General features: G+C 37.1%; 19 protein-coding genes and 1 riboswitch. Of the genes, 7 read left to right on the top strand and 12 right to left on the bottom strand.

Going from position 1 to position 15558, the window contains the following annotated elements:
• Both ACS72_RS16000 and ACS72_RS18825 read right to left on the bottom strand, forming a co-directional pair.
• Positions 1–380, bottom strand: a 380-nt coding sequence (locus ACS72_RS16000; protein WP_368677450.1) for a sugar-binding domain-containing protein, incomplete at its 3' end; no start/stop codon positions are given.
• Positions 320–724 carry a hypothetical protein gene (locus ACS72_RS18825; protein ID WP_249888297.1) on the bottom strand — a complete coding sequence of 135 codons (405 nt, stop codon included), beginning with the start codon at positions 722–724 and terminating at the stop codon, positions 320–322. The genes ACS72_RS16000 and ACS72_RS18825, both read right to left, overlap by 61 nt.
• A 501-nt stretch (positions 725–1225) precedes the next feature.
• Between ACS72_RS18825 and ACS72_RS15990 the strand changes: the two genes are divergently transcribed.
• Positions 1226–1543 (top strand): hypothetical protein, encoded by a 318-nt coding sequence (locus ACS72_RS15990; RefSeq protein WP_000900860.1) that lies wholly within the window; start codon positions 1226–1228, stop codon positions 1541–1543.
• Positions 1544–2157: 614 nt separating this feature from the next.
• Here the strand turns inward: ACS72_RS15990 and ACS72_RS15980 are convergent.
• Complete coding sequence (locus tag ACS72_RS15980; protein WP_004811709.1) at positions 2158–2769, bottom strand: recombinase family protein; 612 nt, start codon at positions 2767–2769, stop codon at positions 2158–2160.
• Positions 2770–3141: 372 nt separating this feature from the next.
• Here ACS72_RS15980 and ACS72_RS15975 point away from each other — a divergent pair, with 372 nt between their 5' ends.
• The gene (locus ACS72_RS15975) at positions 3142–5019 is read left to right on the top strand and encodes a potassium transporter Kup (protein WP_048882685.1); all 1878 of its coding nucleotides are present in this window, start codon (positions 3142–3144) and stop codon (positions 5017–5019) included.
• A 66-nt stretch (positions 5020–5085) separates the two neighbouring features.
• Here ACS72_RS15975 and ACS72_RS15970 read toward each other — a convergent pair whose 3' ends face one another.
• From ACS72_RS15970 to crcB, 5 genes are all read right to left on the bottom strand, one after another.
• Positions 5086–5283, bottom strand: coding sequence for a hypothetical protein (locus tag ACS72_RS15970; protein ID WP_004282105.1), 198 nt, complete (start codon positions 5281–5283; stop codon positions 5086–5088).
• A 215-nt stretch (positions 5284–5498) separates the two neighbouring features.
• Positions 5499–5801: a helix-turn-helix domain-containing protein gene (locus ACS72_RS15965; RefSeq protein ID WP_001140620.1), complete on the bottom strand. Its 303-nt coding sequence runs from the start codon at positions 5799–5801 to the stop codon at positions 5499–5501.
• Positions 5794–6150 (bottom strand): type II toxin-antitoxin system RelE/ParE family toxin, encoded by a 357-nt coding sequence (locus ACS72_RS15960; RefSeq protein ID WP_000269911.1) that lies wholly within the window; start codon positions 6148–6150, stop codon positions 5794–5796. Before ACS72_RS15960 ends, ACS72_RS15965 begins: the two co-directional genes overlap by 8 nt.
• Positions 6151–6717: 567 nt before the next feature.
• On the bottom strand, positions 6718–7242 hold the full coding sequence (gene ppa / locus ACS72_RS15955) for an inorganic diphosphatase (protein WP_005225406.1): 525 nt from the start codon (positions 7240–7242) through the stop codon (positions 6718–6720).
• A gap of 26 nt (positions 7243–7268) precedes the next feature.
• Entirely contained in the window at positions 7269–7649 is a 381-nt protein-coding gene (gene crcB / locus ACS72_RS15950) for a fluoride efflux transporter CrcB (RefSeq protein ID WP_005225409.1), read from the bottom strand.
• A gap of 116 nt (positions 7650–7765) precedes the next feature.
• A riboswitch (Fluoride riboswitch) is annotated at positions 7766–7833 on the bottom strand.
• A 198-nt stretch (positions 7834–8031) separates the two neighbouring features.
• Here crcB and ACS72_RS15945 point away from each other — a divergent pair.
• Both ACS72_RS15945 and ACS72_RS15940 read left to right on the top strand, forming a co-directional pair.
• Positions 8032–8241 (top strand): hypothetical protein, encoded by a 210-nt coding sequence (locus ACS72_RS15945; protein ID WP_004282305.1) that lies wholly within the window; start codon positions 8032–8034, stop codon positions 8239–8241.
• 252 nt (positions 8242–8493) lie between these two features.
• Positions 8494–9948, top strand: a complete 1455-nt coding sequence (locus tag ACS72_RS15940; RefSeq protein ID WP_005225410.1) for a SulP family inorganic anion transporter — start codon at positions 8494–8496, stop codon at positions 9946–9948.
• Positions 9949–10154: 206 nt separating this feature from the next.
• On the opposite strand, the gene ACS72_RS15935 is transcribed toward ACS72_RS15940, so the two are convergent.
• The 3 genes from ACS72_RS15935 to repM form a co-directional block, all read right to left on the bottom strand.
• Complete coding sequence (locus ACS72_RS15935) at positions 10155–10382, bottom strand: hypothetical protein (RefSeq protein WP_000555568.1); 228 nt, start codon at positions 10380–10382, stop codon at positions 10155–10157.
• A 387-nt stretch (positions 10383–10769) separates the two neighbouring features.
• On the bottom strand, positions 10770–11327 hold the full coding sequence (locus tag ACS72_RS15930; protein WP_240664393.1) for a plasmid replication DNA-binding protein: 558 nt from the start codon (positions 11325–11327) through the stop codon (positions 10770–10772).
• A gap of 60 nt (positions 11328–11387) precedes the next feature.
• Positions 11388–12338: a replication initiation protein RepM gene (gene repM, locus ACS72_RS15925; RefSeq protein WP_005225810.1), complete on the bottom strand. Its 951-nt coding sequence runs from the start codon at positions 12336–12338 to the stop codon at positions 11388–11390.
• Positions 12339–12641: 303 nt separating this feature from the next.
• On the opposite strand from repM, the gene ACS72_RS15920 reads away from it, so the two are divergent.
• Positions 12642–12821 (top strand): hypothetical protein, encoded by a 180-nt coding sequence (locus ACS72_RS15920; protein WP_005261369.1) that lies wholly within the window; start codon positions 12642–12644, stop codon positions 12819–12821.
• Between the two features lie 129 nt (positions 12822–12950).
• Here ACS72_RS15920 and mobQ read toward each other — a convergent pair whose 3' ends face one another.
• Complete coding sequence (gene mobQ, locus ACS72_RS15915) at positions 12951–14387, bottom strand: MobQ family relaxase (protein ID WP_048882684.1); 1437 nt, start codon at positions 14385–14387, stop codon at positions 12951–12953.
• 209 nt (positions 14388–14596) lie between these two features.
• On the opposite strand from mobQ, the gene ACS72_RS15910 reads away from it, so the two are divergent.
• Both ACS72_RS15910 and ACS72_RS18820 read left to right on the top strand, forming a co-directional pair.
• Positions 14597–14863 carry a mobilization protein gene (locus ACS72_RS15910; RefSeq protein ID WP_155858050.1) on the top strand — a complete coding sequence of 89 codons (267 nt, stop codon included), beginning with the start codon at positions 14597–14599 and terminating at the stop codon, positions 14861–14863.
• Positions 14864–14880: 17 nt separating this feature from the next.
• Positions 14881–15558 (top strand): hypothetical protein (locus tag ACS72_RS18820; RefSeq protein ID WP_048882682.1); only part of this gene is annotated, 678 nt, incomplete at its 3' end.

Below are 15558 nucleotides of genomic sequence, written 5' to 3'. Positions count from 1 at the left end.
AACCGCCAGAAATCCTGATTCTCCAGCCAGCTCGCATCACACCAGCGATATACCTCCACAGCGAGCTTGTTCTCACCTTCCGTTAGATACGAAGTGATATCAAATTCTGCGGGCGTGAACGTATCTTCGCTATAACCGACCAGCTCCCCGTTCACCCATACATAAAAGGCAGATTCAACGCCCTCAAAATGAAGCAGGACAGGCCGGTCTTTCCAGTCTGCAGGAACAGTAAACGTGCGGATGTACGAACCCACCGGATTATAAGTTGTTGGTGCAAATGGTGGCTTCAATTCAGGCTCACGCTCGACCCACGGATACGTCATATTTGTATAGTGGGGATAATCGTAACCTTGCAGCTGCCAGTTGGAAGGAACAGCGATCTCGTCCCAGTCACTGGCATCATAGTTGTTCCATCCTCTTCCAAAGCCCTTGCTTGCATACTCTCGGTATGCATACGCTCCAGCGTTTGCAGAGCTGCTGCGGATTCGGCATCCAGACCAAGCTCTGCGATCCAGGCACCCGTATATTGCTGAAGACGGATCTCCAACTCCTGTGCACGGTCTTTGAAATCCTCCAATTCCTTAATCATGCGTGATCGTCCTTCCGGACTGAATGTCTCGTGAATTCGTTCCTTGAAATAATGATGTACGATACGGTTACGTTGCTGCCATAACTCATTCAACTGGCGAGTCTCTTCCTCAGAGAATGTAAAATGATGGCGCACTTCGTGAATGAGCTGCCCCAGTGAACTGCTCATCTTTCGTTCGTACAGATCTTCCAGATCCTCTTCAGACACGGCTTTGCCCTGAGACATTTTCATTAGTGAAAAACAACCATCAGCTAAAGAAATTTTGAGACAGATAGCACTCCCTTTAAATGTCTCTTTAAATAATTCAGCTGGAAATCCTAAAAATACTCAGCAATTGGGGGATCATGTGATCAAGGCAATAAAGAACTTTAGATCAACCTGATTTCGCATAAGAGATTTTATGTTAATCAGATGATCAAAAGGCCCGTGAATAGGGCCTTTCGTATAAGGTGTATTATGTTAATAATATAAATTTTTAAAAGCATATTGATTTAATAATAGAAAAATTATCAGAGTAGGGCATGTGTAAAGTAAACGTTCGATTATTAACCAATAATGATTAAAGATTTATATCTTGTATGTGTTAATTTTATTAACATATATATACGAAATTAATAATGCCTTAAGTGAAATAGTATGCTAGGTAAAAATCATCATTTTTTAAAAAAATTTTCGATCAGTGATGCTGCTATAGCGTATAAAAAACCTCGCTCGACTATACTTAAATATATAAAAAGCGGAGATTTCGAACTTGACTACAATAAATTGATTGAATACAGTCAGTTAGTTAGAAAATTTGGTGAACTTACTTACCCTATACAGGACGAAAGAGAGCAACAAATCAAAAAACTAAAAGATGAAGTTATGCATTTAAAAAAACAACTTAACTTTTTTAAATATACTTCAATCTCAAACAAAAATAGACTATTAATTTCTCATAAACATTCCATTTAACATAATGGCGGTTATACGAAATTAGTAGTTTTTACGCGGAATTCCTAACGTATTCATCTTTTGTCTTATATCTTTATTTTTACCAATAGGTAAAATATATTCATAACCTACATCGAAAAGTAGGTAATTAAGAAAAAAATTACAGCGTTTTATAAGCCTTATAGTAACGGGAGAGACTATAGGGCTTTTTATTTATCTTAATATTCATATATCTATGATGAAGCCATGATGCTCGGCGATATAAAAAACCGGCTTGAGAATAGATCGGTCTTTTATGATATTTGCTAAAATGCTCTTTTAAAATATAAAAAACTAAGCGTGTGTAGCACTGGGTCTAGGTGTTCTTTGGGCTTAGTTATTAGCGTTATTTAAATAAGTATAAGTCAATTTTTACCTAATGGATTTGCTTTTCAACTAGTTCCAATTTCTTTAATGCTTGCCCTTTTTTATGATCATTATTAATCTTTACAACTAGAGCTAAAATAAAAACCATCACTATAAAAACAAGGAAAATCAAATGCTTTTTCATCATTAATCCCTTCTTTTGATCTTTAAGAATGCCTTGTTCCTTTGTAAATAGATATGACATAAGGGAAGCACTGATACAAGCCTTTTTAAATGACTTTAGCAACTCGATAAACAGTTGCAACTCCACAATTCACTGCTTTGGCAATTTCTTCCTTAGTCATATTGCCAGCTGCTAGTAATTCTTTTATTCGTTTGTGCTTAGCCTCATTGGCTTTCTTACCTGTTGGCTTGTAACCCGAACGTGCCAGGCCCTGCTTAATACGTTCTATACGTTTCTCATTGTCTAGGCGAGCCATTGTTGCCAAGAGATCAATCAACATATTATTAATGAGTTCTAGGATTGAATGAGTAATGGTGTCACTGGTTTGAATCATTTGGTAGGTAGTAGGAAGATCTGCCACAATTAATCGAAGTCCTTTCTCCTGAATCCTGCGCTTCAGCTCTTGAAAATCTCGTTGGGTTAGGCGTGATAAGCGGTCAATACTTTCAACTAACAAGGTGTCACCTTGATTTGCTTCTGACAGCAGCTTATTCAATTCAGGTCGGTCTAACTTCGTACCACTATAGTTTTCCACGTACACAATGGTTTCACCCAAATTCAAGTTTTGGTTTAGATCCTGAAGAATCTGCAAAGCCCTTTTTGCATCTTGATCTTTAGTTGAAGCTCGTAGATAAATACGTGTATTCATTTCTATCATTTAATCTTAATTCTATTAGATTAATGATAACAACATCATTTAATTATTGCATTAAGTCTAATGATAGATATTGTATGCGATTTGGCTCGCTATCATTCAGCTATAGTCTTTTGATAAAAAAAGCATGACTAAAAGCCATGCCTTGGGAATTCATATAACGTGTATTATGTTAATTTTAGAAAAAACTTAAAATTATCTATTAAAGAATCATATATTTTTGGATTACTTATAAGTGAAATAGCACCTATATAGTGCAGGCTTAGCTAGAAAAACTATAACACTCTAAGAAAGTATGGGTTTTTATGTACAAGGCAATTTCATAAGAAGCCAGATGATAAAATTCGAGGCTCCCCAATTTTGTAAATCAAATATATGCAAAATAATGTGAGTAAGCCGGCAGTACCAGCATTAACACTGGCTGCACTAGGAGTAGTATTCGGCGATATAGGAACGAGTCCATTATATGCATTAAAAGAAAGCTTTCATGCGACACGCGGGCTACCTATTAATGAACTTAATATCCTGGGAATTCTCTCTTTAATCTTTTGGACCATTACCTTAATTGTTTCGCTTAAATATGTTTTGGTGATCATGAGAGCTGATAACAATGGTGAAGGGGGTATCATGGCATTACTCGCCTTAAACCTTAGGCAAAAAGGATTGTCCCGTGGAAAAAGACTGGCAATCATTATCTTAGGTTTCATTGGAGCATCCTTATTCTTCGGTGACGGTATCATCACCCCTGCTATTTCTGTTTTATCTGCAGTTGAGGGACTTTCTGTTGCTGCCCCGTCATTTGATCGCTTCATTATTCCAATCAGTATTGGAATTCTTATAGCTCTCTTTGCCGTTCAAAAACATGGGACTGCAATGATGGGGAAGTTTTTTGGTCCTATTACCCTGTTATGGTTCCTATCTATTGGTGCCATTGGCATTATAAGTATTATTCAAAGTCCATTTGTTCTTGCATTATTCAGCCCACACTGGGCTTTTTTATTCGTTATTAACAATCCTCTTATTTCATTTTTTGTAATGGGAGCTGTGGTTTTAACAGTAACAGGTGGTGAAGCCTTATATGCGGATATGGGACATTTTGGTATTTTACCGATCAAGTTAGGCTGGTTTTTAATTGTACTGCCATGTCTGATGCTGAATTATGCTGGACAAGGAGCGTTACTGTTAAGAGATCCTTCGGCTATCACCAATCCTTTTTACCTGCTTCTGCCTTCAGCCCTTCTATATCCTATGATTATTCTGGCTACTGCAGCTGCAGTGATTGCCTCACAGGCTTTAATCAGTGGGGTATTCTCTATGGCTAAACAGGCAATACAGTTGGGATATCTACCTAGGCTTACAGTTTTACATACCTCCGCTTCGGAAATTGGACAAATTTATATTCCATTACTGAACTGGCTCCTGTTTATCTCTATCACCATCTTGATCTTAATATTTGAAAGTAGCAGCAAGTTGGCAGGTGCTTATGGTCTGGCCGTCACTGTGACCATGTTCTGTGACACACTGTTAGTAGCTTTTCTGGCTTATAGTTACTGGAAATGGAAAACATGGAAAGTCTTACTGTTCATTATTCCATTCGCCTTTATTGATCTGGTTTTGCTGAGTTCAAACCTATTAAAAGTCCTGATTGGAGGCTGGGTACCAGTCGTTATTGCGGTTATTGTTTTTACCCTCATGATGACCTGGAAAAAAGGCAGAGAGATTCTTCAGGACAAACTGCAGAAGGACACGCTTCCACTGAATGTGTTTCTTGAGCACCTTGAACAGACAGGTCAGAAAGTGAGTGGAAATGCTGTATTTTTAACTGGAACGCCTCAAGTCGTACCCCATGCGCTTTTACATAATCTAAAGCATAATAAAGTTCTGCATGAACGTAATTTTTTGGTGACAATCAAGACTTCTGAAATCCCGTATGTTGATGAAGCTAAGCGAATCGTTACTGAAGTACTAGAGAATGGTTTTTTCAGAATAACGATCCATTATGGATTTAAAGAAGAGCCTAATGTGCCTCATTCATTGAAACAAGCTTTTTCAGTACTGGATCTTGAGTATGACTTAATGAATATCAGCTTCTTTGTTTCTAGAGAAAGATTAATTCCAAGTCTGTCCAGCAAGATGTCTACATGGCGTGAAAAGTTATTTGTCGCAATGCAAAAAAATACCAGCCCTGTCAGTGATTTTTATAAAATCCCTTCTAACCGGGTGGTAGAGCTAGGTAGTCAGATTGAAATTTAAGAATTTCTAAAATGAATAGGCACCTTTAAATAAGGGTGCCTATCTGATCAGAATAAATCTTTTACTTTAATTTTCCAATAGTTGACCAATCTCTAAAGCTGAATAACCACGTTCTTTAAAGATCAAAATAATTGCTTTTTTATAATCTTCAGAAGTAGAGGTCTTATATTTTGTTATAAGTTGAATTTCAGAATTAAGCTGAAGGTCATTTTTTATCGTCAACACTTCCGTAGAGACTTTATTAAAAATCTTGAAATTAAACATACAGGCGCTCTTTATCAATATTATAGCGGCCCGACTACAACAAATACCTGCCTTAGCTCAGCTAGACACCCTTGGCTGCAAGGATTACAAATTAGACAAGATTCTGCAAGTTTTGCTCCATTGAAAGTATGAATATTCAACTAAAGAAGGTTCCATTTAACATAATGGTTGTTATACGAAATAAAAATGGGAGCTATAGGCTCCCATTTTTATTGTTAAACGTTGAATCCTATATGTTTTCCTGTTGGAAGCTCTACATCAATACGGAGCTTCCCACCCATTGCCTCAACATACTTTTTCATGGTTGAAATCTTAAGATCATTGCCACGATTTTCTATTGCTGAAAGCGATGGCTGTTTTATTCCCAAAGTTTCAGCAAGCTCTTTTTGAGAAATTTCGAGTTCTTCACGAATAAGATGAAGCTGATTTTCTAGCAGTAATTCATCTGCCATTTTTTGAATACGGGCTTGGCTCTCTGGAGAGCGGCTAGCTAACAATTCTTGCAGAGTCTTAGCCATTAGATTTATCTCCTAGGGTAGTGAGATGAAGTTGGTATTGTTCATCTGCAATATCCAGCATGTCTTTATAAAAACGCTTTTTACCGCCTTTATCAGCAATACATAGAACAATAGCCTGTCGTAAGGGATCAAATGCGAAGAAAGCTCTTAAGGGTCTACCGCGATGTTGAACACGCAGTTCTTTCATATTGGTAAATTTAGACTCATACACAGTATCTACTAAAGGACGGCCTAAACTCGGTCCCTGCTGCTGTAGAACAACCAGGGCAGCTAGGACCTTCTCTTGTGTCGATTCATCTTGTTGTTCAAGCCACTGATTAAATAGATCTGTCGTAATGACTGTCCACATACCACAACCAAAATATAGATTATAGTCTATATTTTAGGAGCATTATGTTTGTTTTGCAAATGAGAAAGGATAGGAAATAAAAAACCCCGGCATCCTGCCGGGGTTTTTCATGTTTTCTCATGTGCTTTCACTATCCTCGGATCCCTATCGAATAACTTATAATTATTGTTTTATGTTATGAAACTTCCTGTTCCCGATGAGTTCATCATAGGAAAATTCCAGTATGTCGCATAGAAGCAAAGGGCCGAGTTTCATGTGAGCCAAAGCGTACAAAATAGCCTAAATTTTATCCACAAAAAATGTGGATAATTTTGGACATTGAGGCATTGATAAAATTTGAAAAACCTCAAAATTGACTATTTTTTAAACAATTTTATTGGCAAGAAGTATCAAAACTGCTCATAAAAAAGCCGACTTGTTTCCAAGTCAGCTTTTCGACATCGTCGAGCATCACCACTATAACACAAGTGTATGATTTTTATATATTTAAAATATGCGTTTCGTATAACGCCCATTATGTTAAATAGCATAAAAAGGGACCTCAGATTTGGGTCCCTTTTATCTAAATTATTTGTATGCTTGGATAGATTTTAGAATCTCCTGTCTGGCTTCTTCTACATTGCCCCAACCATTAAATTTCATCCATTTACCTTTTTCCAAGTCTTTATAATGTTCAAAGAAATGTTTCATTTGATCTAATTGAAGCTGAGGGAGGTCGCTCAGATCTTCAACATTGTTATATAGAGGTGTGAGCTTAGAATGAGGTACAGCAATGATCTTTGCATCAATACCGGCTTCATCTTCCATATACATGACTCCGACAGGTCTGCTGCGAATTACTGATCCTACAGCAACCGCATGGGGAGCTATTACAAATACATCTAAGGGATCACCATCCTCGCTTAATGTTTGAGGAATATAACCGTAATTGTACGGATATGACATTGCTGTACTTAGAAAGCGATCAACCAATAAAGCATCATATTCTTTATTCACTTCATACTTGATGGGTTTAGCATTTGCCGGGATTTCGATGATGCTATTAAAGTCATCTGGTGGATTAGTACCTGCTTTAACATTTTTAAAACTCATTGTTTTACCTTCTAATATTTAGATTATTAATGATTAGTGAAAAATTGATAGGAAAGTATTCCTAGTACTGTAAAGATTAATGAACCTATTACATGGATGGCTATTGTTGAGATAGCATATTCAAACTTTGAAGCTTGTAGCAACGCAACAATTTCAACTGAAAATGTTGAAAAGGTCGTTAAAGCACCGCAGAAGCCTGTCACAACGAATAACTTATAATTAGGGCTTATTGAGCTATTTGAAAAAAATGATACAGCTAATCCAATAATAAAAGCACCGATTAAGTTAACAATCACTGTCCCGAAAGGAATATTTTCAAATACGCTATTAAATCTTAGACTTATGCCCCAACGAAGCCAGGCACCGATTACAGAACCGAGAGCAATTGATAAAAGAGAAAGATACATGTCTGCTCCTAGTTATGAGCAGCAAAAGATATATAAATAAAGAACTTTATGACGGGAAAACATAGCGTAGCTCCATTTTGTAAAAGCAGAGCACGCGACTACGTACCCTGCTTGAGGGAAACGTAGGTATCATCAGCCAGAATTGGCGGTTTGTGTAAGGAGGATAGCCATCTCCTTTGAGTACTATTATTTAAAAATTGATTAGCTAATTCAACAACCTTCTATTATTAAAATACGTAAGTTTGATACTTTTTTATCTTTAGTTTAGTAAAACTTGAAACTTTTCATTTTTTCTATAATCTTTTTGGAAAGGGTGTCCAGCTAAGCTGAGGCAGGTGTTTGTTGTAGTCGGGCCGCTACAATATTGATAAAGAGCACCTGTATGTTTAATTTCAAGATTTTTAATAAAGTCTCTACGGAAGTATTGACGATCAAAAATGATCTCCAGCTTAATGCTGAGCTGCAATTAATTAATAAATATAAAACGGCTATTTCTGAAGATTATAAACAGGCTATTGTTTTGATCTTTAAAGAACGCGGCTACACACGTTTGGAAATAGGTCAATTACTTGGGGAGCTAAAAGCTTCATAAAATACAGATTAAACAAAGCTTGGATATACATCCAGGCTTTATAAAAAAGTACCTAGCTGTTACCCTTGTCCTGATTTTTTTACTCTAAAAAGTTTCTTCATCTTATGACACCTACGCCACCTTAAGTTTATTTACCTTCTTAAATCTGTAAATAACTCATCACTGTCTAGCTAGTGATGTGGTGTAGTCGCTTGTGTGTTGTATATATCACATCACTAGCCTATCTGAAAAATTAAAAAACAGGCTATGTTTATGTTATCTAATGTCCGAGAACAGTGGTTCTCTAACATCCGTGGGGATGTACTTGCCGGATTAGTCGTCGGTCTTGCACTCATCCCTGAAGCCATCGCATTTTCAATTATTGCAGGTGTAGATCCTAAAGTTGGTCTATACGCATCCTTCTGTATTGCCGTCGTGATTTCTTTCGTAGGTGGTCGTCCTGCCATGATTTCAGCAGCCACTGGCGCAATGGCGCTGCTTATGGTCACATTGGTCAAAGAGCATGGGCTTGAATATCTGCTGGCAGCAACAATTTTGACAGGCGTGATTCAAATATTGGCAGGCTATTTAAAGCTCGCCAAGTTAATGCGGTTTGTATCTAAATCTGTGGTTATTGGATTCGTAAATGCGTTAGCGATCTTAATTTTCATGGCTCAATTGCCTGAACTGATTAATGTGACCTGGCATGTATATGCTTTTGTTGCTTTAGGTTTAGCAATTATTTATCTATTCCCTCTGGTTCCCAAATTAGGAAAATTACTCCCTTCTCCACTAGTCTGCATCATTGCAATCACATTATTGGCAATCGCTTTAGGAATTGATGTCCGGACCGTGGGCGATATGGGGTCTTTACCTGACACACTTCCAATGTTCTTGATTCCAGATATTCCTTTGAATATTGAAACATTGATGATTATTTTGCCTTATTCAGTCGCACTGGCGGCTGTAGGTTTACTTGAATCGATGATGACAGCAACTATCGTGGATGAAATGACTGATACGCCAAGTGATAAATATCAGGAATGTAAGGGACAAGGGATTGCGAATATTGCTTCTGGCTTTATGGGTGGCATGGCCGGTTGTGCAATGATTGGTCAATCTATGATTAACGTAAAATCAGGTGGCCTTACACGCTTATCAACATTCTCTGCGGGCATTTTTCTTCTTATTCTGGTTGTATTTATCAGTGACTGGCTCAAAGTGATTCCAATGGCTGCATTGGTAGCGGTAATGATAATGGTCTCTATCAGTACCTTTGAATGGAGTTCTGTCACTCAGTTAAAAGATAATCCTAAGAGCAGTAATTTCGTCATGATTGCGACGGTGATTGTAGTTGTTGCTACGCATAACCTGGCTTTGGGTGTGTTAACAGGCGTATTACTTTCAGCCTTGTTCCTGGCGAATAAACTTGAAAATGATATCCAGGTGACAGCATCTTTTGAAGGAATGGCCCGTTTATATGAGTTGAGAGGTCAGATCTTCTTTAGTTCTTCTGAAAAATTCATGCAAGGTTTTGACTTTAAAGAGGATGTAAAGGATGTGATTATTGATTTGACCCATTCTCACATTTGGGATGTAACATCAGTCGCCATGCTTGATTCTGTTGTAAAAAAATTTCAAAAGAATGGTGTGAATGTCACTGTGCGTGGCTTAAATGAAGCCAGCTCTATCATGATTGATAAGTATGGAACACATGCCAGAATCTAAGCGCAGGAGATTTTACGTTTATGTAGAATCTCTAAAATTAACACAATACACCTTATACGAAGTCAAAAAAATATATCTATATGATAATTAATGAAATTGTAAAACCTATTCATAATGAACATTATGTAAAATGGAGATGATAGAAGTGTACTCACTAGTACACTTCTATCATAAAAAAGAGAGCTGCCAGCTCTCTTTTTTATGTTTTATTCAAAATGAAGTTGATATTTATCCGTCGTAATCTTGATCTTGAGGTTCTTATATTTTCGTTTTGTGGCACTCAGGGCTGAATCTGTCACTTCTGCATGAAATTTAGGGTCATTCATTAGATCATGAAATAGTTTATATCCAATCAATAACTTACTGGATTTTTTCTTTTCCTTTAGATCATTTTCAATCAACTGATCCAATTCTTTTACAGAAAAACTATGCATATTACCCTCTATAGTATCTTTCTGATAAAACACCATACAGACTTAGTAAGAGAATTTAAAGCTTATTAGATAATTGATATTTATGAAATTGTGAGAAAGATAATATATTAGATTTATCTATTTAAGTTAAGTTTTTCTAAAAATAACATAATACACCTTATACGAAATGCTTGATATTTCTCTTTAAATATCAGTATATTAAAGTAAGCCGTTTTGGAGTATAGGGCACCAGAACGGCTTTTTATTGATTATTCATGTTCCACGCTTAAATATTGAACAATGTTCCACGGTTTTATTCAGTCTTAATAAACCTCATCCGGTTTTTTGGTGAGTCATTATTTCATGTGCTTGCACTGAAATTGGCCCATCAAAAAATTGGAGTCCTGGCTAACCATAAGGAAGAAAAAAACGGCTCAGGAAACCCCTTTTTTTTGGTTCAGGCTCAACGTGTTCTGGAACAGGGATACGTTTATTGTCTTTCTGAGGAGTAGTCAATTCGTCATAGTTTGACTCGGTCTGTGGCCGAGGATCTGTTGCTATATTCGAATTAGTAGATTCATTTAGTTTATTAATATTTTCTTGTTTTGGCTGTTCTAAGGTGCCTTTAAACTCAATTCTATGAGTAAGATCTTCAATATGTTGCATCAAAGACTTTTCTCTTTGATTTGCTAAATCTAACTGATTTTTGAGTAAAGAAATTTGATCTTTTAATACACTTTCAACCTCAGATTGAACGTGTACTTGTACATCCTTCTGAACTTGTTCAGTACGTGTACTGGACTGAACACCGACTGGATTGCCATAAACTCTGATAAGTTCAGATAAGTCTATAAGACCATCATGATCTCTTGATAATTCACCATTTTTTAAAGCCTCATATATTGTTGTACGTGATTTTTTAAAGGCTTTACTTGCATCCATGACGCTGAATTTTGTTGTGTTCAATGTAATCCCTCAGTGCGTGTACAAGGATGTTCATGTGAACATCCAATCTGAACATGAAGTTTATTTTGTATTAAATCCTACTTTCTTTAGATATGGCAGTAATTCTTCAATTTTAAGTGGATCCTGCAACATTTCGGCAATGCGAACAGCAAATTGAGAGTAACTTTCTGTACCTTGAGAATATTTATTCATCTCGGTAAGCTCAGAGAGTTTATTAGCAAAAAGATAACGTTGCGAATCAGTCATTTTTAAAACTATAGGTTGTATAGCTATATCTGACTTCTTTGGTTGCTTTCTAATTTTATAGGTAAACTCAAATCCTATAATTTTTTTCCCTGCCTTCTTATTAGTATATTGAAGGTTATATATATCGCAGGCTTTGCTCTTATTTATTTGAGTGACAGCTAAGTCCAGGACATTGTCTTTTAGATTTGACATAGTTTTATATTTATTTTCGATACCGAACCTAGATCGAAGATCGTCCAACTCTAGAAAAACTTTTTGCTCTTTATAGTTCTGCACTTCTTTAAGAATTTCATATAAGCGATTGGCATATTGGCTGCTTAAATCAACCGTATGTTGAAGATCAATTTGAGTAAATTTATTAGCTAGCTCACTTACAAATGGTAAGACGTCATTAGCAAATTGAATTTCAATTCTAGCTTCACCTTCAAGATATCCCTTCATTTGAATAAATCTATATGTTCTAACGTGTTTTTTAGTATTTGAGATTTCTCGCTCTAATGTGAACTGGCGTTCAAATAAAGTATCTACAGCCGTTCTAAGGGCTTTATAACCGCCATCTATGGTGTCTGAAAACAGATCTGCATATTCATGAGCTGAAATGGTAATTGGTACATTATTATCTAATGTAATCTTATTAGAACGAATTTTTGATAAAGCGATATTGAACAATCTATGCTCAACAACAGTCATTTTATAATGAGCTTTTACTAAATCATTTGCTTTAGAGACAAGAATCGACATGTCTAAATTTTCTGAACGGCTCATTCTTATTTCCCTATAAACATTATATGGATTTACCAAAATCTAGATAAATTTTTCACTTAGGGAATCATCATAACAATACTCATTTAAATAGTAAAATAAAAACCTATGTTTATGCGGATAAAACCTATGTTTGAAACGGATAAAACCTATGTTTGAAACGGATAAAACCTATGTTTATACGGATAAAACCTATGTTTGAAACGGATAAAACCTATGTTTATACCACCATAATATATTGAAAACAAAAAAGAAAAAATGCTTCAAATATTAAATATTATAAATATAAAATAAAAAAGAAAATTCATGAAAATTGCCCTTGGTTTTCGCTTCGCTCAAACTCTATTGAATCTCGCTTTCGCTCGATTCGTCGGGGCAATTTTTGGTTCATATTTTCGTGAATTTGAGAAAAAGCAAAAGCAAGATCAAAAGCAGCTCGGAATTCGCTTCGCTCATGAGCTTTTTTTCTCGCTACGCTCGATTTAAGAATCAAACTTGGAAAGTTCGCACCCATGCGGGATGCTCTGTAGGGTAGGTGATTAATGGATAGGGAGCTTGTAATCAGGGAAAGGGATGGGCAAATTTTTTCAGTTCGCTCGTAGACACTCGCTCTGTTTAGCGACTCATGCCACTAGATTTCATTTTAGGCGCATGTTGCTGTGCTTTGAGCTGTTGTTCCTGTCTGAGTTTCATCTGTTGTTCTGCTTTGATCTCATCCACACATTTTTTAATGACTTGATAGGATGGGTATAGAGTCTGGTATTGCTTGGCTTTGGCTGGATGTTGTTGTTGGTACTGCTTCCAGGCATGTTCTTTAAACTTTTCATTTTCCAATAAATCCTTCACACCATGTTTTTTCTGGTGTTCATGCTGACCTTTCAGCTTTTTGTGCTCCTGGTAAATCGCATCACGTTGGGCTTCCCAGGCTTTTTTTCCAAACAGTAAGGGTTTGTTCTGAGTTAATTCGTTGTGTTGATCGACCAGGCTTTGCAATTTGTCATGACTTTGCTTGAGTCCGCTTTTCACGATCTCCTGGGCAAGCTGCTGATTGAACTCATTTTGATGTTTGTGGTGCTTGGTCAGGGTTATTTCGGCTTGTTTGAGATTACGCTGCATGAAATCCAGGTCTAGATTCGCGTCTTTTGCGCTGATTTCGCGTTTTAGCACTTTGCCAAGGGTTTCCCTCTGTTTTTCCTCAAACAGGGCTTTTTCGTCAATTGGTGGCGTTTTAGCGCTATTTTTGATTTGGATCTGCTGTTCTGTTTTCAGTGTGCTGAGTTTGATCTCATTTTCAGCAATCAGCAGATCCATATTTTTGCCGTATTGCAGCTGAGCCTGATTTCTCTGTTTGATTTCATCATTGCTGCGGCTGATTTCGGTCTCAATCCCTTTTCGGCGTAGTTCGGTGACTTTCGGTCCTTCGTGCAGGGTCGCTTCCAGGCCATTCTCCTGGTCTTTGTAGCTGCGGTGGTCGACTCGGGCGGTGTATCCGGCCAGATCCAGGTGCATATTGCAGATATCGGCAAAGTGTTCGCGCCAGTGTTCGATTTCTCCACTGTGTTTCTGATCCAGTTCCCGGGTTTTCTCGGTAAAACCTTCAGGCGTGAGCTTGCGTGTGCTCATCAGGATATGCGCGTGATAATTGCGTTCATCGCTGCCGGATCCGGTATGCGGTGCATGGATACAGGCATCGACGGCCACCTGATGTCTGTCTACGATACTGGCGCATAGTTCTTCGAGCATGGCCAGGCGTTGTTCCTGATTTAATTCACTTGGAAAAGCGATTTCAAATTCCCGGGCAACTGTCGAGTTTTTTCGGGTTTCCCGTTGTTCAACTTCGTTCCAGAGTTTTTGCCGGTTTTTTAAATGTTCTGGTGCGCCTTCGGGTAAATAAATTTCTTTGTATTCCACACCTGTTTTTCGGCTGTAGTCATGTTCTCGGCCTTCACGTTCACAATAGATCTTTTCACCGGCCCGATAGGCAATTGCAGCAGTAGCGGAACGCCCTGCTGATCGTGCTACGGTTTTGACTGAAAAGTGGTAAATCGCCATGCCTATTTTTCGCTTTTAAATTTTCACGTAGTGAAATACAACCGTGAATACGGTTGTCGGGGTATTGGGGAGACCCCAATCGTACTTGAAAACGAAGTTTGCATAAGTGCGCTCTTCGAGGAAAACATTACTATACATATAGCACCTTGAATGCATATTCAAGTGCGCTTATGTTAGGGATGGTTTCCCAGGATGATGGTATTGGATTAATGAGCGTTACTGAAACACTAGACAGTAAAATCAAGGCACAGGAAGAAAAGCTAAAGCAGTTAAAGGCTCAAAGACAGGCAGCACTGGCAAGAGAACGAGCCAAAGAGAAAGAACAGGCAAGAAAGGACGATACCAGACGTAAGATTTTGATCGGATCTTGCATGCTAAAAATCACCGAAGATGATGAACATGCCAAGGCAAAACTGATTGCTCAGATGGACAAGTATTTGACTGATGAACGTGATCGTAAGCTCTTTAACTTATAAGTGATAGGGAATTAATCATGGCATTGAGCCAATTCGATATTATTAAGTCTTTAGGTGAATCTATTGAATGGTTTGAAAAAGAACTCTCTTGGGGAATGCCTATTGCAGAATTAAGGCATTTAACAGGAAGAATTGGGGAACTTTATGTAGCTATGATGACCTTAGGGCAATTAGCCGATTCAGTTAATCAGAGAGGTTATGATGTAGTTTCCAGTACTGGACAAAGAATTTCTGTTAAGACTGTTACTACAGCAAGTCATGTAGATTTTAATCTTAAAACGATTGAGTTAGTGGACAGAATTATTGTTTTAAGAATTAACCCAGAGGACCTCTGTATTGAAGTAGTCTATGACTTAAATATAGAGCAGTTTCAGGCTAAGTCACGAGAATACAAAGGGAAATATATTTTAGGTATTTATAACAAAATACTTTTAGCTAATTCAAAAATAAATATAGGGTTAAATGTTCCTACTGAAACAGAAGTGAAAGTTGAAAATAATCATGAGTTATTGATTTTAAATAATATTTTTTATGATGGATATGAGATAAAACAATATGAAAATGCAAGAATTGAAGTTTATAAGGATGGTGAAAAACAACCATCAGCTAAAGAAATTTTGAGACAGATAGCACTCCCTTTAAATGTCTCTTTAAATAATTCAGCTGGAAATCCTAAAAATACTCAGCAATTGGGG

Origin of the sequence: Acinetobacter sp. VT 511, assembly GCF_001077515.1 — a bacterium.
GTDB lineage: Bacteria > Pseudomonadota > Gammaproteobacteria > Pseudomonadales > Moraxellaceae > Acinetobacter > Acinetobacter schindleri.
This window is presented reverse-complemented; position numbering and strand designations above follow the sequence as displayed.